The following is a 20,693-nucleotide window of genomic DNA, read 5'->3' on the forward strand; positions in this document are numbered from 1 at the left end:
CTTACTCAGCATTTGCATGCATCGTTCAGCGAGGGGGCGAATTATAGCCCTGGCCTGGAAGGCCTGCAAGGGCTATTTTTCGGCTTGTTTTTTTTGGCTGGCACTTAGCTTGCTTATTACCGTTAAAGCAACAGCAGACAAGCCCGCTTTTGCTCACTTCCGCTGCAGGTGCTACATTATGGAACACCTGTGCAGGTACAGACAGAGCCGCGCCCAAGAGCGACGGCCAACCGAGACTAGGGACCATCATGCACCGTCCAACTGTGACAGATCTGAACAGCTCCGCCCCCGCCCCCTCCTGGCCGGAGAATATGCCTTTGATTATCGAAACCTCGCGCCGGCGTTCCGTCGACTACGGCTTGCGGCCCGAATCGGTGGCCGACTTCAGCCCGCTGGCACGCAGCGACCTGTCCGTGCTGATCGAACAGAACCGGCTGCTGCACGCGCACGCCGTGCCGGCGATGGAAACGCTGTACCAGCAGATCGTCAACACCCACAATATGGTGATTCTGACGGACGCCACCGGCGTGATCGTCCATTCGCTCGGCGATGACGATTTCCTGGAGAAAGCCAGCCGGGTCGCGCTGCAGCCGGGCGTAGCCTGGTCCGAAGCGAGCAAGGGCACCAACGCGATCGGCACGGCGATTGCCGAAAATTCGCCCACGCTTGTGCACGCGGACCAGCACTATCTGGCGGCCAACCATTTCCTGACCTGCTCGGCCGCACCGATTACCGACCACCTGGGCAAGGTGATCGGCGTACTGGACGTTTCGGGCGACCAGCGCAGCTTCCACAAGCACACCATGGCGCTGGTGCGCATGTCGGCGCTGATGATCGAAAACCAGTTGTTTTCGGCCACCTTTGAGGATGCGATCACCCTCCACTTTCATACGCGACCCGAATTCATCGGCACCCTGATGGAAGGCATCGCTTCGTTCAGCCCTGGCGGGCGCTTCCTGGCCGCCAACCGCAACGGTTTGTTCCAGCTGGGCCTGCCGTTTTCAGCGCTGCAGTCGCACACTTTCAGTTCCCTGTTCGGCCTGCCCGTGTCGGCCCTGTTCGAACACTACCGTACGGCCGCGCCCGGCCTGCTGACCCTGTGCATGCATAACGGCGTGCGCGTGTATGGCCGCGCCCAGCTGCGGCTGGCCAACAATGTGTTCCAGCAATCATTGTCCGGCGAACGCACGGCACCGGCCAATCCGGCCACTGCGGCGGCAGGCGCCAACCAGGCCGCCGCGCAAGCGCGCCGCCTGTCCGGCCTGCGCTATCTGCGCACCGGCGACCCGCAGCTGGAACTGGTGATCGACAAGGTCACGCGCGTGCTGGGACGCGATATTCCCATCATGATCATGGGCGAAACCGGCACCGGCAAGGAGCTGCTGGCCCAGGCCATCCATAACGATTCACCGCGCGCCATGAGTCCTTTCGTTGCCGTCAACTGCGCCTCGATCCCGGAAACGCTGATCGAGTCCGAACTGTTCGGCTATGAAGACGGGGCCTTTACCGGCGCGCGCAAGAAAGGCGCGGTCGGCAAGATTTTGCAGGCCAATGGCGGCACCCTGTTCCTCGACGAGATCGGCGACATGCCGTTCAGCCTGCAGGCACGGCTGCTGCGCGTGCTGCAGGAACGCATGGTCACGCCCTTGGGCAGCGACAAGTCGATCCCCGTGAATGTGGAACTGATCTGCGCCACCAACCATAATCTGCGCGAGCGCATGGCGCGCGGGCTGTTCCGCGAAGACTTGTACTACCGGCTCAATGGCCTGGTGGTCAAGCTGCCGCCGCTGCGCGAGCGCACCGACCTGGAAACGGTGGTCAAGAAAATCCTGTCGACGCAAGCCGAGCACGGCCGCTACTACGTCTCGCCCGAGATCCTGGCGCTGTTCCGCCAGCACCGCTGGCCCGGCAACTTCCGCCAGCTCACCAATCTGCTGCGCACCGCCATCGTGATGGCCGGCGACGAGATGGAAATCTGCCTGCGCCATATGCCCGACGACTTCCTCGACGATATCGAGCAAAGCCCGGATCCAGATACCACAGTGGACGCCGCAGCAAGTACCGAGCGCTTGCTGGCCCAGGGCGCCAGCCTTGACGAAATGGAGCAGTCGGTGATCGCGAAATCGCTGGCGGCCAACGGCGGCAATGTCTCGGCCACGGCACGCGCGCTGGGCGTGTCGCGCAATACGATCTATCGAAAAATCCCGGGATTGAAGTAAATAGCGTCACGAAGCTTGCGGCGGAAAACCGGCCGAGCGCCACTCGCGGCCCTGCTTGTCGATGGCCAGCAGGTCCACGCCGGGCAGGCTGGCCGCCAGCAGCGCAGCCCTTTCACGGCCCAGCACCATAAAGGCGGTCGACAGGCCATCGGCCAGCATGCCGGTCGGCGCCATCACGGTGACGCTGGCCAGTTCCTGCGGCGAGTCGCCGACGGCGGGATCAAAGATATGGTGATGCAGATGGTCGGGCGTAAAGCTCGTTGCATAGTCGCCCGAGGTCGCCACTGCGCAGCCGTTGATGAACAGGGTCGCCGCCAGGGCTTGGGGCTCGCGCGGGTCACGCACGCCCAAGGTCCATGGCTGATGCGCGCGCTTGCGTCCGCAGGCCACGAATTCGCCCGTATCGAGCAGCGCATGGCGCACGCCATGGGCCTGCACGGCCGCCAGCGCCATGTCGGCCGCGTACCCTTGCGCCAGGCCGTTCAAGGTGATCGCCATGCCGGGCGCCAGGGTTACCTGCCGCGCGTCGAATTCGACCTGGCGCCAGTCCACCCGCGCTTTGGCCTGGCGCCGCTGCGCCGGCACCGGCAAGGCGCCGCGCGCGACCGCCTCGCTCCAGGCGCGCCACAAGGGCTGGACGGTGATATCGAAAGCGCCGTGCGTCAGTTGCGACAAGGCTCGCGCCTGCGCCAGCACGGCCAGCAACTGCGCATCAGGTTGACGCAGCACGCCATCGCGGTTCAACTGATAGACTTGGCTGCCCGGCTGGTAAATGCTCATCAGGCGGTCGACCCGCTGCGCCGCCGCCAGCGCGTCGCGGATCGCCATGCGCGCCACCGGTTCGTCGGCATGCATGAGCGCGATCTGGATGGTGGTGCCAAAGGCGAGTGCGACACCGGTATGCACCGGTGCATGACGTGGCCAGGCGCAGGCGCCGGCGGCGATGGCGCCCAGCGAGGCACTCAGAAAACTGCGGCGCTTCATGGGGCAACTCCTGTATCGGGAATAATAGGGATGCGGGCGCGCTTGAGCTCAAACAGGCGCGGCGCGCAGCGCTGTTCGCTTTCATGGATCACCACGCAATCCATGCATTGAAAGCATTCCGCGTACGCCACCTTGCCATCGGGCGCGATGGCCTGGTAGTCGCAGCGGTGGCGGCAGGTCTGGCAAGGCGTGCCGCATTCGCTGCGGCGCGGTATCCAGTCCAGCAGACGAAACCTGCCCAGCAGCGCCAGCGAGGCGCCCAGCGGACACAGATAGCGGCAAAAGAATTTATGTACAAACGCGCTGATTGCCAGCAGCACCAGCGCGTACGCCGCATACGGCCAGGCGCGCACGAAGTTGAGCGTAATGGCCGTCTTGAACGGCTCCAGTTCCACCACCGTATCGACGGCAAAGCCGGTAAACGCGCTGGCCAGTATCAGCGCCAGCGCCGCGTATTTGACGCGTTTGAGACGCGCATCCATGACACCGCTCAGTCGCACCTGCGGCACTCTGCACTGGCGCGCCAGCTTGCCGGCGAACTCCTGCAGCGCGCCGAACGGGCATAGCCAGCCGCAGAAGGTGCCACGTCCCCACAGCAGCAGCGAGAGCAGCACGAATGCCCACAGCGCCACCGTCATCGGGTCGTGCAGCAAAAACGCCAGGCTGCGCCCGGCCACTAGCGCCTGGATCACGCCAGTGAGATTGACAATCGATAGCTGCGCCTGGGCGTAGTAGCCGATAAAGCCGACCGTAAACAGCAGATAGGCGCCGCGAAACGACTGGAAGCGGCGTGCATGGGCACTCAGTTTGCGCGGCCGCGACAAGGCCAGCACCAGCACCGAGAGGCCCAACGCCAGTATCAGCAAGTCAAGGCGCCGCGCCTGCCAGGCTTCATGCCAGGCTGTATCTGCCGGCGCGGCAATCAGGAAACGCGACGGTACGCGGTAAGTGATCGGCAACTCGCGCGTAATGCGCTCCGGGTAGAACTGGCCCTTGTTGCGCGTGACGGGCACGGTGAAGTCAAACGCGGCGCCGGGATCGAGGCCTGCCTCTGCGGGAATGCGAAATACCGTCAGGCTGGCGTCCGCTGGAATGGGAGTGCCGGCCACCAGTTTCAGCTCCAGATCGAGGTCGCGCATATCGATGGCCAACTGATGCTGGCGCAGCAGCAGCCGCTGCGGGATGCCGCCGCGCGTAAAATCCTCGCCTGGTACCAGGTGACGTCCCGACGACATGACAAGGATCGCCTGGTCGCCCTGCTCCAGCCACGGTTTCAATTTCGCCAGGCTCGCTTCGGAGAGCAGGCTGCGCGCCACGCCAGGCACGGAGACACAAGCGATATACAGGTCGATAAAGATACCGTCCGGCTGGCGCAGCCCTTCTTCATCAAGCCGCGCGCCGTCGCTGCCCGCGTACAGCTTTTCCATCTGGGCGTTGCTCATGCGCAGATGCCGCACCAGGCCATCGTCCAGCAGGCGCTGGAAAGTCATGGCATCGGGGAGGTCCGGTCGCACGCGGGCAATACCGCCCGCGCCCCTGCCAGCACCAAACCCCAGCTTGCGGCGCGACACCAGCAAGGCGGCTGCCAGCACGCTTTCATTAATGATGCGCACCGATACCGTCGCCTTGGAAATACCGTCGATCGCCACGCGCGCCGCATCAGGCTGGCGAACACGCCGGCTATTGGTCTCGATACCGATATTCTGTTTGAGCGATACGCCCTGATACTGCTTGACGAACTCAAACAGCGGCGCTTCACCGAGCCCATACTGGAACACCGGCTCGTGCTGCGACAGCACCTCGACGCCGATAAAACGCCCACTTGGATCGATTGCCACCAGCAGGTTGACGGGCACGCCCGAGAAACCTGGAATCGGCGCCAGATCGCCTGATTCAAATACATAGCCGGCCAGTTCGCCGCCACTGGCATTCTGGCGGAACAAGGGCCAGATCGGCAGTTCCGCATCGCGCTCGCCCACCAGCAAGGGCGCAGGGAAACGCCGAACCAGTTCGGCATGCGTCATCACGCCCGCATGGGCGCAGGCGGCGCCGATCAGCAGCGCCAGCACGCCGGTCGCCAGGCACAGGACAAGCGTTATCGCGCGCCGGCAGCACGCCGCTGTATTCATCATGGTCTCCAGTCATGTCGTCAGGCAGGCGTAAAAAAAGCCGACGGCCGCAGCCGTCAGCTAAAACCGTGTCCGGGCGAGCGGGGAGATGACGCCCGCTGGTTCCAGACCGGGTGGCAACAAACTAGGTGCTCGCTGCCTTCGAAGGATGCCGCAGCTGCGCCAGTTCCTCGTCGGTGAACAGGTGCGAGCGGGTCAGGAAACGGCGGCCGGTGCCGTTATCGAGCGAGAACATGCCGCCATTGCCATTGACCACGTCGATGATCAGCTGCGTATGCTCCCAGTACGCGAACTGCTCGATGCCCATGTAGAACGGCGTGCCGTCCAGGTTGCCGAGGTAGACGTCGGTGTCGGACAGATTGAACTCGCCGGCCGCGTAGCACATCGGCGCGCTGCCGTCGCAGCAGCCGCCCGACTGGAAAAACATCAGCGGTCCATGCTTGGCCCGCAAGGTGGCCAGCATGTCGAGTGCGGCTGGTGTCGCCGTCACGCGTTCCATGGTCATCATGCCTCCTTAGAAGAAGCCCAGCGCGTTCGGGCTGTACGACACCAGCAGGTTTTTCGTCTGCTGGTAATGATCCAGCATCATCTTGTGGTTTTCGCGGCCGATGCCCGACTGCTTGTAGCCGCCGAACGCGGCGTGGGCCGGGTACAGGTGGTAGCAATTGGTCCACACGCGGCCGGCCTGGATGGCGCGGCCGACGCGGAAGGCGCGCGAACCGTCGCGCGTCCACAAGCCCGCGCCGAGGCCATACAAGGTGTCGTTGGCGATGCGCAGCGCGTCGGCTTCGTCCTTGAAGGTGGTCACCGACACCACCGGCCCGAAGATCTCTTCCTGGAAGATGCGCATGCTGTTGTCGCCCTTGAACACGGTAGGGCGCACGTAATAGCCGTTTTCCAGGTCGCCGCCCTGCGTATTGCGCTCGCCGCCGGCCAGCAATTCGGCGCCTTCCTGCTTGCCGATGTCGATATACGACAGGATTTTTTCAAGCTGCTCCTGCGAGGCCTGGGCGCCCAGCATGGTGGACGCGTCGAGCGGATTGCCCTGCTTGATCTTCGCCACCCGTTCCAGGGCACGGGCGATGAATGCTTCGTAGATCGACTCCTGGATCAGCACGCGCGACGGGCAGGTGCACACCTCGCCCTGGTTCAGCGCAAACATGGCAAAGCCTTCCAGGCATTTGTCGAAGAAGGCATCGTCGGCGTCCATCACGTCGGCAAAGAAGATGTTCGGCGATTTGCCGCCCAGCTCCAGGGTGACGGGAATCAGGTTCTGCGCCGCGTACTGCATGATCAGGCGGCCGGTGCCCGTCTCGCCGGTGAAGGCGATCTTGGCAATGCGCTTGTTCGAGGCCAGCGGTTTGCCCGCTTCCAGGCCGTAGCCGTTGACGATATTGAGCACGCCCGGCGGCAGCAGGTCGCCTATGATCTCGATGAGCACCAGGATGGAGGCCGGCGTCTGCTCGGCAGGTTTGAGCACCACGCAATTGCCGGCGGCCAGGGCCGGCGCCAGCTTCCACACGGCCATCAGGATGGGGAAATTCCACGGGATGATCTGACCCACCACACCGAGCGGCTCGTGGAAGTGATAGGCATAGGTTTCGGCGTCGATCTGCGCGACCGAGCCTTCCTGGGCGCGGATGCAGCCGGCAAAATAGCGGAAGTGATCGATCGCCAGTGGAATGTCGGCGGCCATCGTTTCGCGGATCGGCTTGCCGTTGTCGATGGTTTCGGCGGTAGCGATCAGCGACAGGTTCGCTTCCATGCGGTCGGCGATTTTATTGAGGATATTGGCGCGCTCGGTCTGCGAGGTCTTGCCCCATGCATCCTTGGCGGCGTGGGCCGCGTCCAGCGCCAGCTCGACGTCTTCCGCCGTGGAACGGGCTACTTCGCAAAACACCTGGCCCGTGATCGGCGTGATATTGCCGAAGTATTCGCCCTTGACGGGAGCGACGAATTTGCCGCCGATATAGTTGTCGTAGCGTTGTTTGAAGGGATTGGCTACGCCCAGTTTGCTGATGTCTGCCAGATTCATGTCGTCCTCTTTCTCGTTGGTCTTAGCTTCGATGAAAGCCGCCGCGAAGCGGCCCTTTGGATTATTCGTCAGGTGATCCTGATCTCTTGTTTTGCAAATGCCGTGCCAGCATGAAAACAGCGGTGTTCGGTGCGCAAAGCCCGGGGGGCTGCGTCAAATGGGATCAGGCAAGCGCGCCGGTTGTTCCGTTTCTGAGCAATGGCACAGCCCTCGCTGCAAGCGGCCTTGGTGGTGGCCGCGATGGCATACCGATTGCTATCTGGTCATGGACGCAATCAGCGCATAACCAGAACGGAGACTATCATGACCCCACGCATTCCCACCACTACCAACGCCCGGCGCCGGCGTGCCTTGCGCCTGGCCGCCGGCGGCCTCGCCGGCATGCTGGCCGCCGCTGTCTGGGCGCACGGCAATATGACGCCGCAGGCGGTCGACACATCCACACTGCCACAATTGGGCGCCGAGTGGCGCACGGAAAACCCGTACCGTAACAATGCGGAAGCGATACGGATCGGCAACTCCGCCTTTACCCAGAATTGCGCGCGCTGCCACGGGCTCGAAGCGGTGTCGGGCGGCATGGCGCCCGATCTGCGCAAGCTCGACAATGACTGTGCCGCCCTGGCCGACGCCAAGAAAAAGGATGCTTGCGCACAAGAAATTGATCAGTACGTGCTGGACACGGTGCGCCACGGCCGCTCGCGCAATGGCGCCGTGTATATGCCGCCGTTCGAAGGGGTATTCAGCCAGGAAGCAATCTGGGCCGTGAAGGCGTATCTGGAAACGCGGCGCGAGATGCCTTTGTAACGGCGTCCATCGAGCACCAGCAGGCGCTGCCATGGCAGCGCCTTTTTTACGTTCTAGCCAGGAAGCTTGGCCCAGGCCAGGCACCAGCCCGGCGCCGCGATCTGCTTGCGGCCAAACATGGCGCAGCCGGCCCAGGCATCGTCCTTTTTCCCCTGGAAGAAAGAGCAGTTGGCACAGTGCTGCACCGGCTGGTGTTGCGGGTATTTTTTCGTATCGACCTTGCTGCTGTCGTGGCGGTAGCCGAGCGCGCTGGCCTGGTCGCTGTCCTCGTCGACCTTCGGTGCGCTCGACTGGGCGCCGGCCAGCGAGGCGGCGCCCATGCCGCCGACGGCGAGCAGTTGGCAAATAAAATGGCGGCGTGGTGCTTGGTGCATGGTGGTCTCCTGTTGTGGTTAAAAAAAGGCACCTGTCGGCCTTCACGCTGCTGACAGCAACCCCTGTGCCAGCAGGGTCCTGCCACGGGCAACGACCTCACCCTGTTGCAAAACAGGACAGCGCGGCACCGCTGACTGTGGCAGGACGGCGCATGCGCCATCACCGCCCCTGCTGAAAGCCGCTGGCACGCATGTTGCTCAAATACCCACAGCGACCATGTCGCACCACCATAAAAAATCTGTAAGGGAGACCAGCATGCAGCCACAATTTCCACGTCCGATCGCTTTCGCCATCCTTGCCCTGATCGCCGGCGCCGTCTCGGCGGCCGACACCAAAGTCACCTGGGACGATATCGCCAATGCCGACAAGGGCACAGCCAACGTGCTCAGCTACGGCCTGGGCCTGAAGGCGCAGCGCCACAGCCTGGCAAAAAAAATCAACACGAAAAATGTCGACCAGATCGTGCCAGCCTGGACTTTTTCTTTCGGCGGCGAAAAGCAGCGCGGCCAGGAAGCGCAGGCGCTGGTGCATGACGGCATCATCTATGTGACGGCCTCGTACTCGCGCATTTACGCACTGGACGCCAAGACCGGCAAGCAGCTGTGGGCCTATGAACACCGGCTGCCCGACGATATCCGTCCCTGCTGCGACGTGGTCAACCGTGGCCCGGCCATCTTCGGCGACAAAATCTATTTCGGCACGCTCGACGCGCGCATGGTGGCGTTGAACAAGAAGACCGGCAAGGTGATGTGGAACGAAAAATTCGGCGACCAGAAGCTCGGCTACACGATGACGGGTGCGCCGTTCGTGATCCGCGAAAAAGGCGGCCGCGTGCTGCTGATCCATGGCAACTCGGGCGATGAATTCGGCGCCCAGGGCTGGCTGTTCGCGCGCGATCCGGAAACCGGTGCGGAAGTGTGGGCGCGCCCGCTGGTCGAAGGCCATGTGGGCCGCACCGACGGCAAGCCGGGCACGCCGACCGGCGACGCCAAAGCCCCCAGCTGGCCGCGCGACAAGGACGGCAAGCTGCGCGAAGCGTGGGAACACGGCGGCGGCGCGCCATGGCAGACGGCGTCGTTCGACCCTGAGACCAACACCATCGTCATCGGCGCCGGCAACCCCGCGCCATGGAACACCTGGGAGCGCACCAAGGAAGGCGACGACCCGCGCAACTGGGACAGCCTGTTCACCTCGGGCCAGGCCTATGTCGACGCCAGCACGGGCGAGCTGAAAGGCTTTTACCAGCACACGCCGAACGACGCCTGGGATTTTTCGGGCAATAACTCGGTGGTGCTGTTCGACTACAAGGACAGCAAGACAGGCAAAGTGGTCAAGGCCTCCGCCCACGCCGACCGCAACGGCTATTTCTATGTTACCGACCGCACCAAGCTGGCCACGGGCGCCGGCTATCCGAACAAGCCGACTTCGCTGATCAACGCCTGGCCTTTTGTCGACGGCATCAACTGGGCTACCAGCATCGACATCAAAACCGGCCGGCCGGTGGAAAACGGCAAGCGCCCGCCGCTGCCGGAAGCGGGCGCCGACAAAGGCAAGGCCGTGTTCGTGTCGCCGCCATTTTTGGGCGGCACCAACTGGATGCCGATGTCGTATTCGCCCGACACGGGCCTGTTCTATATCCCCGCCAACCACTGGGGCATGGATTACTGGACCGAGCAAATCCACTACAAGGCCGGTTCGGCCTACCTGGGCCAGGGTTTCCGCATCAAGCGCCTGTATGAAGACCATATCGGCACACTGCGCGCCATCGACCCGAAAACCGGCAAGATCGTCTGGGAAAACAAGGAGAAATTCCCGCTGTGGGGCGGCACCCTGACCACTGCCGGCGGCCTCTTGATCACTGGCACGTCGGACGGCTTCGTCAAGGCGTTTGACGCCAAGACCGGCAAGGAACTGTGGAAATACCAGACCGGCTCGGGCGTGGTCTCCGTGCCCATTACGTGGGAACAGGATGGCGAACAATATATCGGCCTGTCCAGCGGCTATGGCGGCGCGGTGCCACTGTGGGGCGGCGACATGGCCGAGCTGACCAAGCAGGTCACGCAGGGCGGCAGCTACTGGGTCTTCAAGCTGCCGAAAGCACCATCGAGAGTGGCCAGCAAATGAGGACGGCGCCGGTTCGCTTGACGGCGTCCGGCACGCTGCTGTGCTGGGCTTTGTGCCTGGCACCGCATGCCGGCGCCCAGCTCGCCCAGGGCGCCAGCGCGCCCGAAGTGACCATCATCAACGGTTGCCATCTGTGGCCGTATGCGCAATGCGCCAACGCCGACCTGCGCGGCGCCAACCTGGTCGGCAAGGACCTGCACGGCGCCGATCTGCGCGGCGCGCGCCTGATGCGCGCCAATCTGCGCAGCGCCAACCTGGCCGGCGCCCTGCTCGACGGCGCCGACCTGACCGGCGCCATGGCCTATTCGCTCAATGCGCCGGGCGCCTCGTTCAGGAACGCCATCATGGCCGGCATCAATCTGGAAACGAGCCGGCTGATGCGCGCCGACATGGACGGCGCCGACCTGCGCGGCGCCAGCCTGGAAGCGGCGCGCCTGAACCTGACCAGCCTGGTGGGCGCCAGCCTGGTCGACGCCGACCTGCAGGAAGCGAAATTCTGGGGTTCCAACCTGAAAAACGCCCATCTCGAGCGCGCCATCCTGCGCTTTACCATTTTCCCTGACGCCAACCTGGAGGGCTGCAGCGGCTGCCCTTCCGGCTGGTAATACCGGAGAGCGCCATGCATCGTCTGTTTTTGCTCCTGTTGTTCTCGCCGTTGGCCGCGCACGCCGCCGAAACGATGCCGTCGCGCGGCGACCCGGCCGCCATCAATCTGGGCGCCACCGTGTTCCAGGCCAATTGCGCCCGCTGCCATGGCGAGCAGGCAACGCAGCCCTCGGCCGAAGCGCCCGACCTGCGCCGCCTGAACGCCTTTTGCCTGCAACTGAAGGACAGCGCACTGCAGGCGCGCTGCCTGCAGGATGTCGATGCCTACTTTATGATGTCGGTCAAGGCAGGCAAGGTGCGCGCGGGCATCGTCTACATGCCGCCCTGGCGCGACGTGCTGACGGCGCAAGAAATCTGGGCCGTGCGCAGCTTTATCGACAGCCGCCCGCCGGCCACGCCGCGCCTCAAGACCAGCGTCGACATCGACCACGCGGCGCACTAGCCGCCCCCCCACTGGAGAATTCATGCAGCCGTACCGTTACCGTTTGAACGCCGTCGCCGCGCTGTTTGCGCTGAGCGCACCCGCCGCCGTGCTGGCGGCAGAAGCCGCAGCCGAAGCGGCAAACTTGCCCATCGCCGACGTGGTGGTGGTCAGCGCCACCCGCGTCGGCCACCCCAGCTTCGCTCTGCCGGCCGCCATCGACGTCATCGACAGCGCGCGCATCGGGGATGGGCAGATCCGCGTCAACGCCTCGGAAGCGCTGGCAGCCGTGCCGGGCCTGGTGGTGCAGAACCGCCAGAACTATGCGCAGGACCTGCAGATTTCCTCGCGCGGCTTCGGCGCCCGTTCAGCCTTCGGGGTGCGCGGCGTACGCCTGATCAGCGACGGCATCCCGGCCAGCATGCCCGATGGCCAGGGCCAGGCCGCCACTTTCAATCTCGACACGGCCGAGCGTATCGAAGTGCTGCGCGGGCCGTTTTCCGCCATCTACGGCAACCACTCGGGCGGCGTGATCCAGCTGTTTTCCAGGGACGGAAAAAATCCGCCGTCGGTGGAACTGAACGTCACCGGCGGCAGCGACGGCACCAATAAGGCAGACCTGAACGCCCAGGGCGAGGCGAACGGCATCGGCTATGTGCTCGATGGCTCGCGCTTTCGCACCGACGGTTTTCGCGACCACAGCGCCGCCAGGCGCGAACAGGCGTTCGGCAAGATCACCGTCAAGCCGACGGCCGACAGCAAGCTGACCATCGTTGCCAACAGCCTGCACCAGGGCAATACACAAGATCCGCTGGGCGTCACCTGGGCGACTTTTCAGCGCGATCCGCGCGCCGGCGAGCTCGATGCGAGCGACACGCAAAATCCGAAGCGCACCCTGGCCGAGCGCTACGACACGCGCAAGAGCATCGATCATCAGCAGCTCGGCGCCACCTGGGAGCAGCGCTTCGGCGACGACCGCCTGCGCGTGATGGCCTATGGCGGCAACCGCGACGTGATCCAGTACCAGGCATTTACCAAAGGCTTCCAGGCGCCCGCCAGCCATTCGGGCGGCGTGGTCGACTTCCAGCGCGATTTTTATGGCGTCGATACCAACTGGACGCACATGAACCAGCTGGCCGGCGGCAAGCTCAGTACCACCATCGGCATCGACTATGGCCGCTCGAAGGACGCGCGCACCGGCTATGAAAACTATCTCGGCGATGTCTTCGGCCTGAAGGGACGGCTGCGCCGCGACGAACAGAATGTGGTCTCCAGCCTCGACCCCTACCTCCAGGCGGAATGGCAAAGCGGCCCGTGGATGCTGAGCGCGGGTGTGCGGTACAGCAGGATGAAGGTGTCGGTGGACGACCATTACCTCGGCAACGGCAACGACAGCGGCAGCGTCGAATACAGCCACACGACGCCGGTACTGGGCCTGCTGTACCAGCTCAACCCGAACCTGAACGTCTATGCCAGCGCCGCGCGCGGCTTCGAGGCGCCGACCTTGAATGAACTGTTTTACTCGGGTTCCGGCAGCGGCTTCAATTTCAAGCTCAAGCCGGCCACCAGCACCAACCTGGAAGCGGGCGTCAAGGCGCGCATCGCCAGCAGTACCCATCTGAATGCGGCCGTGTTCCAGGTCCATACGGATGATGAACTGGTGGTCGATGTGTCCAGTGGCGGGCGCACCAGCTATAAAAACGCCAGCAAGACCGTCCGCCAGGGCGTGGAAGTGTCGTTTGACTCCAGCCTGCCGTACGGCTTCACGACCAGATGGGCGCTGACCAGCTTGCACGCCGTCTATGACGAAGCGTTCGGCGCCGTCGCCAGGGGCAGCCGTTTGCCGGGCGTGCCGAGCGCCAATCTGTTTGCGGAACTGGGGTGGAAAGACAGCCTGGAGCGCTTCGGCGCCGCGTTCGAAACAGTGGCCAGCAAGCAGGTCTACGCGGAAGACAGCAACCGCGAAAAGCCTGCCCCTGGCTACACGGTGTTCAATGCGCGCGTCAATGCGAAACAAAGCGTGGGCACCTGGCGCTTCAAGCAGTTCGCGCGCCTGAACAACCTGTTCGACAAGACCTATGTGGGCTCGGTCATCGTCGGCGACAGCAACAAGCGCTATTACGAGGCGGCGCCGGGACGCAACTGGCTGCTGGGCGCCAGCGCGCAGTACGTGTTCTGATCGAACAACCGGGGCTGGTGCCTAGCGTCTATCCCAGCAGATGAATACATCTCCTGCTGGCGCCCCTCGGAAGGGAGCCACGGCCATTTCGTCAAGGCCAGCGGCTTGCGTTGGCTGTGCCTGATATTGGCGACTGGCCCGGCCTGGCAGAACAGTCGGAGCCGCCGCTCAGATCCACAGCATGACGGTATTGGCGCTAGCCTGCAACGCCGGCACGCAGCGCGCGGTCGCCTCCGCGCGCGAGCAGTTGGACACGCTCATCGAGACCGACAACGCGCCCACCAGGTCGCCGCGCCGGCTCTTGATCGGCACCGAAATGCCGCGCATGCCCACCTCGTACTGGTTCTCGGTGACGCCAAACCCGGCTGCGCGGATCGCCATCAATTCGCGCAGCAGCACCTGCTTGTCGGTGACGGTCATGTGGGTGTACGCCACCAACTCCACCCGCTCCAGGTAGGCGTGCAAGACGTCCTCGGGCAGCCCCGAGAGCAGCACGCGGCCGGCCGTGGACGTGTAGGCCGGCAGCCGCGTGCCCGGATCGAAACCGGCGGTGAGCACGCGCGGCGCGTTGACGCGGCTGACGTACACCACGTCGTCGCCTTCCAGTACCGAGTAGTTGCTGGACTCTTGCAATTGCGTGGTGAGGCGCTGCAGGAACGGCACGATGGCGCGCGGCAGCCGCGCCGAGTCCAGGTAGGAGTGGCCCAGCGACAGTACCTTGGGCGTCAGCCAGAACTGCCGGCCGTCGGTCTGCGCCATGCCCACGTGGACCAGCGTGAGCAGGTAGCGGCGCGCCGCGCTGCGCGTGAGCGGCACCTTGTCGGCCAGCTCGCTGGCGCTCAGGCGCATCGATTCGTCGCTGAACGCGCGTATCACTTCCAGTCCCTTGACCAGTCCTTCAATGACGTCGCGCTTGTCGACCGCCACGTCCTGTAACGCCTGCCGTCTCATCAGCCCCCCGCATCATTCCACGATGATTGCGCGATAATCGCGCACTACGGGCGATTATTGCACTATTTGCGATTTTGGGGTCTGTTTTTCATCGCAGTCGTTTTCTACACTCGCTGCATCAGTTCACAGCGAGGAGACCATGAACACACCGCAAGCCCATCCCGGGCCAAGCAATCCGCTTGGCATCGACGGCATCGAATTCATCGAATACGCCAGCGCAGAACCGCTGGCCTTTGGCGCGCTGCTCGAGCAGCTGGGCTTCGTGGCCACCGCCCGCCACCGCTCACGTGAAGTAACGCTGTACCGCCAGGGCGGCATGAACGTGATCGTCAACGCCGATCCGCGCGCCCTGCAGCAATCGGGCACCGAGCCACGCTCGACCATCGTCAGCGCCATCGCCCTGCGCGTGCGCGACGCCGACGCCGCCTACCGCCACGCAGTCGACCAGGGCGCCTGGCCGATTCCGACCCGCGCCGGCGTGATGGAATTGAACATCCCGGGCGTCCACGGTCCGGGCGACTCGATCCTGTATTTCGTCGACCGCTTCCGCGACTTCTCGATCTACGACGTCGACTTCAAGCCGCTTGCGCACGCGCCCGCAAGCGCCCCCACCCCCTCCTTGGCCGGATTGCACTTTTTCGGCGTGGTGCAGGCCATCGGCGCCGGTCGCGCGCCGGAGTGGATCGCCTTTTACCAGCAACTGATGGATTTCCGCGCGCTGCCGGAGGGCCGCTACTTCGGCGTGGTGCCCAAGGGCACGCTGCTGGAAAGCCCGTGCCACCGCTTCTACCTGCAACTGGTGGAGCCGCCGGCAGATGCAGCAGGCCTGCAATGGGGCGAGCAATTGATCCGCGTGGCCTTCGGCGCGCCGGACGTGCCGGCCGCCGTGCGCGCGCTCGGACAGCGCGGCATCGTCTTCATCGACCGCGAACCGGTACAGGCCAGCGAGAAAGGCGCGCTGACCCAGTTGTACAAGGGCGGCGTCAGTTTCGAACTGGTGCACAGCCACCTCGGGGAGCAGCCATGACCGACATTTCCGGTACCACGCGCATCTTCCCCGTGATCGGCTGGCCGGTCGAACAGGTGAAGGCCCCGGCGCTGTTCAACGCCTACTTCCAGCGCCACGGCCTCGATGCGCGGGTGGTGCCACTCAAGGTGGCGCCAGCCTCCTATGCGGCGGCGGTGCGCATGCTGATGTCGTTCGAGAATGTCGGCGGCATCTTCGTCTCGATTCCGCACAAGCCGGCCAGCGTGGGGGCGGTGCAGGTGGCAACGCCGCGCGCCGCGCTGGCCGGCGCCTGCAACGCCATCTACCGCGACGCCGACGGCGTGCTGACGGGCGACCTGATCGACGGCGAAGGTTTTATCCGCGCCTTCGACCGCCTGTGCGCCGGCCACGCCCCCAGGCCCGCCACATCGCGGGCGCTGGTGGTGGGCACCGGCGGCGTCGGCTGCGCGATTGCCTATGCGCTGGCCGAACGCGGCTACGCCGAGGTGGCCATCTGCGACACCCGTCCCGAACCGGCGGCGGCGCTGCAAGCGCGCCTGCGCCAGGCCTTCCCTGCCGTGCGCATCGTGCTCGGCACGCCGCAGGCGGCCGGCTACGACGTGGTGGTCAATGCCACCCCGCTCGGCATGCACGCCGACGACGCGGTGCCGATCGACCTGCAGGACGTCTCGCCCGACTGCGTCGTGGCCGACTGCGGCATGAAGATCGAGATGACCGGCCTGCTGCGCCAGGCGCAGGAACGCGGCTGCCGCATCCAGAAAGGCAAGGAGATGCTGATCGAACAGGCGCCCTTGTACCTCGAGCGCTTCGGCTGGACCGGGGTCTCGTCCGACGCCTTTCGCGCACTGGAGGCCTTATGAATCTCTCCAACTTCGGCATGGACAGCATTACACTGGCCGGCCCGCTGGAAGCGAAGCTGCGCGCCTCGCAGGCACTGGGCTTTTCGCAAATCATGCTGTGGGCGCGCGACCTGGCGGGCCATCCCGGCGGGCTCGATGAAGCGGTGCGCATCGTGCGCGCCAGCGGCGTGCGGGTGACCGGCATCCAGGTGATGCGCGACTACGAGGGCTTGAGCGGCGCGCTGCACGACTACAAATTCGACATCGCCCGCGAGCTGCTGCGCGTGTGCCACGCGGTGGGCGCACCGCTGCTGATGGTGTGCTCTACCACCTCTGGCCACGCCAGTGACGATATCGACCTGGTGGCGCGCCAGCTGGCCAAGCTGGCCACGGCGGCGGTGCCGCTGGGAGTGCGGATAGGCTTCGAGGCGCTGTCCTGGGGCCGCCATATCAACCAGGTCGAACAATCGTGGCAGGCGGTGGAGCTGGCCAACCATGCCAACCTGGGGGTGGTGATCGACTCGTTCCACATGCTGGCAAACCGCGCCAACCTCGATGACCTGGCCGATATCCCGGCCCACAAGATCGCCATGGTGCAGCTGTCGGACTTCATGTGGCGCGACATCCGCTCAACCGAGGAGCGTCTGGAGACGGCGCGCCACCTGCGCGTGTTCCCCGGCGAGGGCGCCCATTCGGCGGAGCTGGCCGACCTGCTGCGCCGGCTCGACCGCGGCGGCTACAGCGGCGACTACAGCTTTGAAGTCTTCAACGACGACTACCTGCAACTGGCGCCGGAAATCGTCGCCGGGCGGGCGCACCGTTCGGCCAAGTGGGTCACCGACCAGGTGCTGCGCCGCAGCCTGGAAGTGCGGCGCCCGGTCCACGGCCAGCCGGTGATGGCATGAAGCAGACCATCCTGGTCCTGAACGGACCCAACCTCAATCTGCTCGGCCGGCGCGAGCCGGGCGTGTATGGCGCGCACACGCTGGACGAGGTCGAACGCTTGTGCGGCGACGCCTGCGCCCTGCACGGCACCACGCTGGACTTCCGCCAGTCCAACCACGAGGGCGTGCTGATCGACTGGCTGCACCAGGCCGGCGCCGCGCAGGCGCGCGGCGAACTGGCCGGCGTGGTGTTCAACGCCGGCGCGTATACCCACACGTCGGTGGCGCTGCACGACGCCATCAAGGGCGCGCAGGTGAAGGTGATCGAGCTGCATATCACCAATGTCCATGCACGCGAGCCGTTCCGCCATCACTCGTACCTTTCGCCTGCGGTGCACGGCGTGATGGCCGGCTTCGGGGTGCAGGGCTATGCGCTGGCGATCGCGGCGCTGGCGCTCGGTCCGCCATCGGACAGCGCCAGCAAGGTGAAATAAAAAAACAATATTCACACAACAATCACAACAACAACGGAGACAAGAAATGAAAAGACAGCTATGCCTGATGGCAGCGCTGGCGGGCGGCGCCATGCCCGCGCCAGCCCTGGCCCAGAGCCAGACCACGCTTTACGGCAATATCGATCAATACATCGGCTACATCCGCAGCAGCAGCGGCGCCAGCATTACCGGCCTGAACGACGGCGCCATCCTGCGCAGCCGCCTCGGCGTGCGCGGCGGTGAAGATCTCGGCGGCGGCTACCAGTTCAGGTTCACACTGGAACAGGGCTTTGCCACCGACAGCGGCGTGATGGCCGACAGCAGCCGCCTGTTCGACCGCCAGGCCTGGATCGGCCTGGCCGGCCCCTACGGCGAATGGCGCATCGGCCGCCAGAACACGGAAATCTTCACGGCTGGCGGCGCCATCGACTACACCGAGCGCACCACGTTCGGCTCGCTGTTCAACACCTTCGGCATCCCGTCGCGCTACGACAACGACCTGTATTACAAGTCGCCGCGCCTGCAGGGCGCCCAACTGACGCTGCATTACGCGCTGCCGGAAAACACCAGCAAGTCCGACAACGGTCCGGTGGTGCAAGCCATGCTAGACTGGCAAGGCAAGCTGTGGCGCGCCGGCTACGCGGGCCTGGCCGCCAGGCCCGACGGCGCGACGGCCACCGTGCACAAGCGCATCGTCTATCACAATGTCTATCTGAATTATCAGTACAGCCAGGGCAAGGTCTACCTGGCGCTGGGCCGCAGCAATAACACGACCGCCAGCGCCAACGGCCTCAACACGGCGGCAATCCTCAGCAACGTCAGCAGCCCGAACAATTATTTCGCTGGCACCGACCCCCACGCCGCGCGCTATTACAACCTGGCGCAGGTGTCGGCCGACTACCGCCTCGGCCCGCAACTGCGCGTCGGTGCGCTGTACGGCGTGCTGCACGACACCTCGGGCGGCGGCGCCAGCGCACGCGGCTTGAATGTCGGCGGCTACTACGACCTGTCGCGGCGCACCCAGCTCTACTCCTTCGCCAGCCGGCTGAGCAACGAGCGCAACGCCGGCTTCCGTTTCAGCGGTTCGGCCGGACCGTCGGCCAACCTGGCCGGCACCGATGTGAACGGACAAAAACTGACCGGTCTGCAGATCGGCATCGTGCACAAGTTCTGATTCGCTGTTCACTCTATACACTATGATTCCTGGAGAATACAATGTCGACCGCAACCGCACAGGCCAGGCAGCAAGCTGCCACCGCCGCCCCTGTTTCTGAACGTTCCCCGCGCAAGGCGGCCCTGGCCAGCTGGATCGGCAGCGCCGTGGAGTACTACGACTTTTTCATCTACGGCACCGCCGCCGCGCTGGTGTTCGGCAAGATCTTCTTTCCTGCTTTCGATCCGGCCACCGCAGCCATCGCCGCCTTCGCCACCTTTGGCGTGGCCTATATCACCCGCCCGTTCGGCGCTGTCATGCTCGGCCACATCGGCGACAAGTACGGCCGCAAGAAGGTGCTCACGTTCACCCTGCTGCTGATGGGCGTATCGACCTTCCTGGTCGGCCTGCTGCCGACCTACAACCAGGCCGGCATCGTCTCGCCCATCATGCTGGTGGTGCTGCGCATGTTGCAAGGCATCTCCGCCGCCGGCGAGCAGGCCGGCGCCAACTCAATGACGCTCGAACACGCGCCGCCGCACCGCCGCGCCTTCTTCACCAGCTTTACGCTGAGCGGCACCCAGGCCGGCCTGATCCTGGCCACGCTGGTATTCCTGCCGATTTCTGCGCTGCCGGAAGAGCAATTGCTGGCGTGGGGCTGGCGCATTCCGTTCTTCCTCAGCGCCATCGTGGTGGTGGTCGGCTTCTGGGTGCGCCGCACGCTGCCGGAAACCCCGGCCTTTCAGCAGAACTCGGCACAGCAGGAGGACGACCGCATGCCGCTGACGGTGCTGCTGCAACAGCACAAGGCCAACCTGCTGCGGGTGATCTTTGCCGCGCTGGTGTCGGTGGTGAGCACCATCTTCAGCGTGTTTACACTGTCGTATGCGGTCAATACCGTGCACCTGCCGCGTGCGACCATGCTGACGGTGCTGGTACTGGCCAACGTGGTGGCGCTGGGCGCGATTCCGCTGTTCGCGGCGCTGTCGGACCGCATCGGCCGGCGCCCGGTGTTCATCTTCGGCGCGCTCGGTTCGGCAGCGCTGGCCTGGCCATATATGTGGGCCATCAGCACTTCCAATATCGCGCTGATCTTCGTGTTCGGCCTGCTGCTGTCGGGCGTGGTGTACAGCGCCGCCAACGGCGTGTGGCCGGCGCTGTACGGTGAAATGTTCAGCACCCGCGTGCGCCTGTCGGGCATGGCGATCGGCACCCAGATCGGCTTCGCGCTGGGCGGCTTCGCGCCGACCATCAGCGCCGCCATCCTGCGCCCGAACGATGCCCTGGGCTGGGTGCCGGTGGCGATCTTTGTCAGCTGCACTTCGGTCGTTTCCGCCTTCGCCGTGTTCACCGCGCGCGAGACTTTCCGGGTGCCGATGCAGGAGCTGGGGACAAAGTAAGGCCAGGGTGGTGGTGGCACCATCGGCACCACCACCTTGCCCCCCCCACGCCTTGTCCGCGCTCCTGATGCGCTGCAAGCACAAGAC

At 64.7% G+C, this 20,693-nt stretch carries 18 protein-coding genes; 12 read left to right on the top strand and 6 right to left on the bottom strand.

Going from position 1 to position 20,693, the window contains the following annotated elements; genetic code table 11:
• Positions 1-311 precede the first annotated feature (311 nt).
• Positions 312-2,219 (top strand): sigma-54-dependent Fis family transcriptional regulator, encoded by a 1,908-nt coding sequence (locus CD932_RS26345; RefSeq protein WP_094445812.1) that lies wholly within the window; start codon positions 312-314, stop codon positions 2,217-2,219.
• Between the two features lie 6 nt (positions 2,220-2,225).
• On the opposite strand, the gene CD932_RS26350 is transcribed toward CD932_RS26345, so the two are convergent.
• The 4 genes from CD932_RS26350 to adh form a co-directional block, all read right to left on the bottom strand.
• Entirely contained in the window at positions 2,226-3,203 is a 978-nt protein-coding gene (locus tag CD932_RS26350; RefSeq protein WP_094445813.1) for an FAD:protein FMN transferase, read from the bottom strand.
• Entirely contained in the window at positions 3,200-5,335 is a 2,136-nt protein-coding gene (locus CD932_RS26355) for a 4Fe-4S binding protein (protein ID WP_254926772.1), read from the bottom strand. Before CD932_RS26355 ends, CD932_RS26350 begins: the two co-directional genes overlap by 4 nt.
• A 121-nt stretch (positions 5,336-5,456) precedes the next feature.
• Positions 5,457-5,840 (bottom strand): DUF779 domain-containing protein, encoded by a 384-nt coding sequence (locus tag CD932_RS26360; protein WP_094445815.1) that lies wholly within the window; start codon positions 5,838-5,840, stop codon positions 5,457-5,459.
• 6 nt (positions 5,841-5,846) lie between these two features.
• Positions 5,847-7,367 (bottom strand): aldehyde dehydrogenase, encoded by a 1,521-nt coding sequence (adh, locus tag CD932_RS26365; RefSeq protein ID WP_094445816.1) that lies wholly within the window; start codon positions 7,365-7,367, stop codon positions 5,847-5,849.
• A gap of 381 nt (positions 7,368-7,748) precedes the next feature.
• Between adh and pedF the strand changes: the two genes are divergently transcribed.
• A complete protein-coding gene (gene pedF, locus CD932_RS26370; RefSeq protein ID WP_094445890.1) occupies positions 7,749-8,171 on the top strand; it encodes a cytochrome c-550 PedF in 423 nt (140 codons plus the stop codon).
• 53 nt (positions 8,172-8,224) lie between these two features.
• Here pedF and CD932_RS26375 read toward each other — a convergent pair whose 3' ends face one another.
• The gene (locus CD932_RS26375) at positions 8,225-8,545 is read right to left on the bottom strand and encodes a high-potential iron-sulfur protein (protein WP_094445817.1); all 321 of its coding nucleotides are present in this window, start codon (positions 8,543-8,545) and stop codon (positions 8,225-8,227) included.
• Positions 8,546-8,801: 256 nt separating this feature from the next.
• On the opposite strand from CD932_RS26375, the gene CD932_RS26380 reads away from it, so the two are divergent.
• From CD932_RS26380 to CD932_RS26395, 4 genes are read left to right on the top strand one after another with little or no spacing between them, the layout of a single operon-like run.
• Positions 8,802-10,670 (top strand): methanol/ethanol family PQQ-dependent dehydrogenase, encoded by a 1,869-nt coding sequence (locus CD932_RS26380; RefSeq protein ID WP_094445818.1) that lies wholly within the window; start codon positions 8,802-8,804, stop codon positions 10,668-10,670.
• Positions 10,667-11,275, top strand: a complete 609-nt coding sequence (locus tag CD932_RS26385) for a pentapeptide repeat-containing protein (RefSeq protein ID WP_094445819.1) — start codon at positions 10,667-10,669, stop codon at positions 11,273-11,275. Before CD932_RS26380 ends, CD932_RS26385 begins: the two co-directional genes overlap by 4 nt.
• A gap of 14 nt (positions 11,276-11,289) precedes the next feature.
• Positions 11,290-11,718, top strand: coding sequence for a c-type cytochrome (locus CD932_RS26390; RefSeq protein ID WP_094445820.1), 429 nt, complete (start codon positions 11,290-11,292; stop codon positions 11,716-11,718).
• A 22-nt stretch (positions 11,719-11,740) separates the two neighbouring features.
• Positions 11,741-13,876: a TonB-dependent receptor gene (locus CD932_RS26395; protein WP_094445821.1), complete on the top strand. Its 2,136-nt coding sequence runs from the start codon at positions 11,741-11,743 to the stop codon at positions 13,874-13,876.
• Positions 13,877-14,044: 168 nt separating this feature from the next.
• Here CD932_RS26395 and CD932_RS26400 read toward each other — a convergent pair whose 3' ends face one another.
• Complete coding sequence (locus CD932_RS26400) at positions 14,045-14,827, bottom strand: IclR family transcriptional regulator C-terminal domain-containing protein (RefSeq protein WP_094445822.1); 783 nt, start codon at positions 14,825-14,827, stop codon at positions 14,045-14,047.
• Positions 14,828-14,966: 139 nt separating this feature from the next.
• Between CD932_RS26400 and CD932_RS26405 the strand changes: the two genes are divergently transcribed.
• Genes CD932_RS26405 through CD932_RS26430 form a run of 6 tightly spaced genes read left to right on the top strand, consistent with a single transcriptional unit; the run spans position 14,967 to position 20,606 of the window.
• Positions 14,967-15,854, top strand: a complete 888-nt coding sequence (locus tag CD932_RS26405; RefSeq protein ID WP_094445823.1) for a 4-hydroxyphenylpyruvate dioxygenase — start codon at positions 14,967-14,969, stop codon at positions 15,852-15,854.
• Positions 15,851-16,696, top strand: a complete 846-nt coding sequence (locus CD932_RS26410) for a shikimate dehydrogenase (protein WP_094445824.1) — start codon at positions 15,851-15,853, stop codon at positions 16,694-16,696. The genes CD932_RS26405 and CD932_RS26410 overlap by 4 nt, the downstream gene beginning before the upstream one ends.
• Positions 16,693-17,580: a sugar phosphate isomerase/epimerase gene (locus tag CD932_RS26415; protein WP_094445825.1), complete on the top strand. Its 888-nt coding sequence runs from the start codon at positions 16,693-16,695 to the stop codon at positions 17,578-17,580. The genes CD932_RS26410 and CD932_RS26415 overlap by 4 nt, the downstream gene beginning before the upstream one ends.
• Positions 17,577-18,053: a type II 3-dehydroquinate dehydratase gene (aroQ, locus tag CD932_RS26420; RefSeq protein ID WP_094445826.1), complete on the top strand. Its 477-nt coding sequence runs from the start codon at positions 17,577-17,579 to the stop codon at positions 18,051-18,053. The genes CD932_RS26415 and aroQ overlap by 4 nt, the downstream gene beginning before the upstream one ends.
• 46 nt (positions 18,054-18,099) lie before the next feature.
• On the top strand, positions 18,100-19,227 hold the full coding sequence (locus CD932_RS26425) for a porin (RefSeq protein WP_094445827.1): 1,128 nt from the start codon (positions 18,100-18,102) through the stop codon (positions 19,225-19,227).
• A gap of 41 nt (positions 19,228-19,268) precedes the next feature.
• Entirely contained in the window at positions 19,269-20,606 is a 1,338-nt protein-coding gene (locus tag CD932_RS26430) for an MFS transporter (protein WP_094445828.1), read from the top strand.
• Positions 20,607-20,693 lie beyond the last annotated feature (87 nt).

Source organism: Janthinobacterium sp. PC23-8 (assembly GCF_002250505.1).
Classification (GTDB): domain Bacteria; phylum Pseudomonadota; class Gammaproteobacteria; order Burkholderiales; family Burkholderiaceae_D; genus Janthinobacterium.

Excerpts from the sequence above, each read along its gene's own strand:
- CD932_RS26345 (WP_094445812.1), top strand. The coding sequence starts at position 312 with ATGCCTTTGATTATCGAAACCTCGCGCCGGCGTTCCGTCGACTACGGC.
- CD932_RS26350 (WP_094445813.1), bottom strand. The coding sequence starts at position 3,203 with ATGAAGCGCCGCAGTTTTCTGAGTGCCTCGCTGGGCGCCATCGCCGCC.
- CD932_RS26355 (WP_254926772.1), bottom strand. The coding sequence starts at position 5,335 with ATGATGAATACAGCGGCGTGCTGCCGGCGCGCGATAACGCTTGTCCTG.
- CD932_RS26360 (WP_094445815.1), bottom strand. The coding sequence starts at position 5,840 with ATGATGACCATGGAACGCGTGACGGCGACACCAGCCGCACTCGACATG.
- adh (WP_094445816.1), bottom strand. The coding sequence starts at position 7,367 with ATGAATCTGGCAGACATCAGCAAACTGGGCGTAGCCAATCCCTTCAAA.
- pedF (WP_094445890.1), top strand. The coding sequence starts at position 7,749 with ATGCTGGCCGCCGCTGTCTGGGCGCACGGCAATATGACGCCGCAGGCG.
- CD932_RS26375 (WP_094445817.1), bottom strand. The coding sequence starts at position 8,545 with ATGCACCAAGCACCACGCCGCCATTTTATTTGCCAACTGCTCGCCGTC.
- CD932_RS26380 (WP_094445818.1), top strand. The coding sequence starts at position 8,802 with ATGCAGCCACAATTTCCACGTCCGATCGCTTTCGCCATCCTTGCCCTG.
- CD932_RS26385 (WP_094445819.1), top strand. The coding sequence starts at position 10,667 with ATGAGGACGGCGCCGGTTCGCTTGACGGCGTCCGGCACGCTGCTGTGC.
- CD932_RS26390 (WP_094445820.1), top strand. The coding sequence starts at position 11,290 with ATGCATCGTCTGTTTTTGCTCCTGTTGTTCTCGCCGTTGGCCGCGCAC.
- CD932_RS26395 (WP_094445821.1), top strand. The coding sequence starts at position 11,741 with ATGCAGCCGTACCGTTACCGTTTGAACGCCGTCGCCGCGCTGTTTGCG.
- CD932_RS26400 (WP_094445822.1), bottom strand. The coding sequence starts at position 14,827 with ATGAGACGGCAGGCGTTACAGGACGTGGCGGTCGACAAGCGCGACGTC.
- CD932_RS26405 (WP_094445823.1), top strand. The coding sequence starts at position 14,967 with ATGAACACACCGCAAGCCCATCCCGGGCCAAGCAATCCGCTTGGCATC.
- CD932_RS26410 (WP_094445824.1), top strand. The coding sequence starts at position 15,851 with ATGACCGACATTTCCGGTACCACGCGCATCTTCCCCGTGATCGGCTGG.
- CD932_RS26415 (WP_094445825.1), top strand. The coding sequence starts at position 16,693 with ATGAATCTCTCCAACTTCGGCATGGACAGCATTACACTGGCCGGCCCG.
- aroQ (WP_094445826.1), top strand. The coding sequence starts at position 17,577 with ATGAAGCAGACCATCCTGGTCCTGAACGGACCCAACCTCAATCTGCTC.
- CD932_RS26425 (WP_094445827.1), top strand. The coding sequence starts at position 18,100 with ATGAAAAGACAGCTATGCCTGATGGCAGCGCTGGCGGGCGGCGCCATG.
- CD932_RS26430 (WP_094445828.1), top strand. The coding sequence starts at position 19,269 with ATGTCGACCGCAACCGCACAGGCCAGGCAGCAAGCTGCCACCGCCGCC.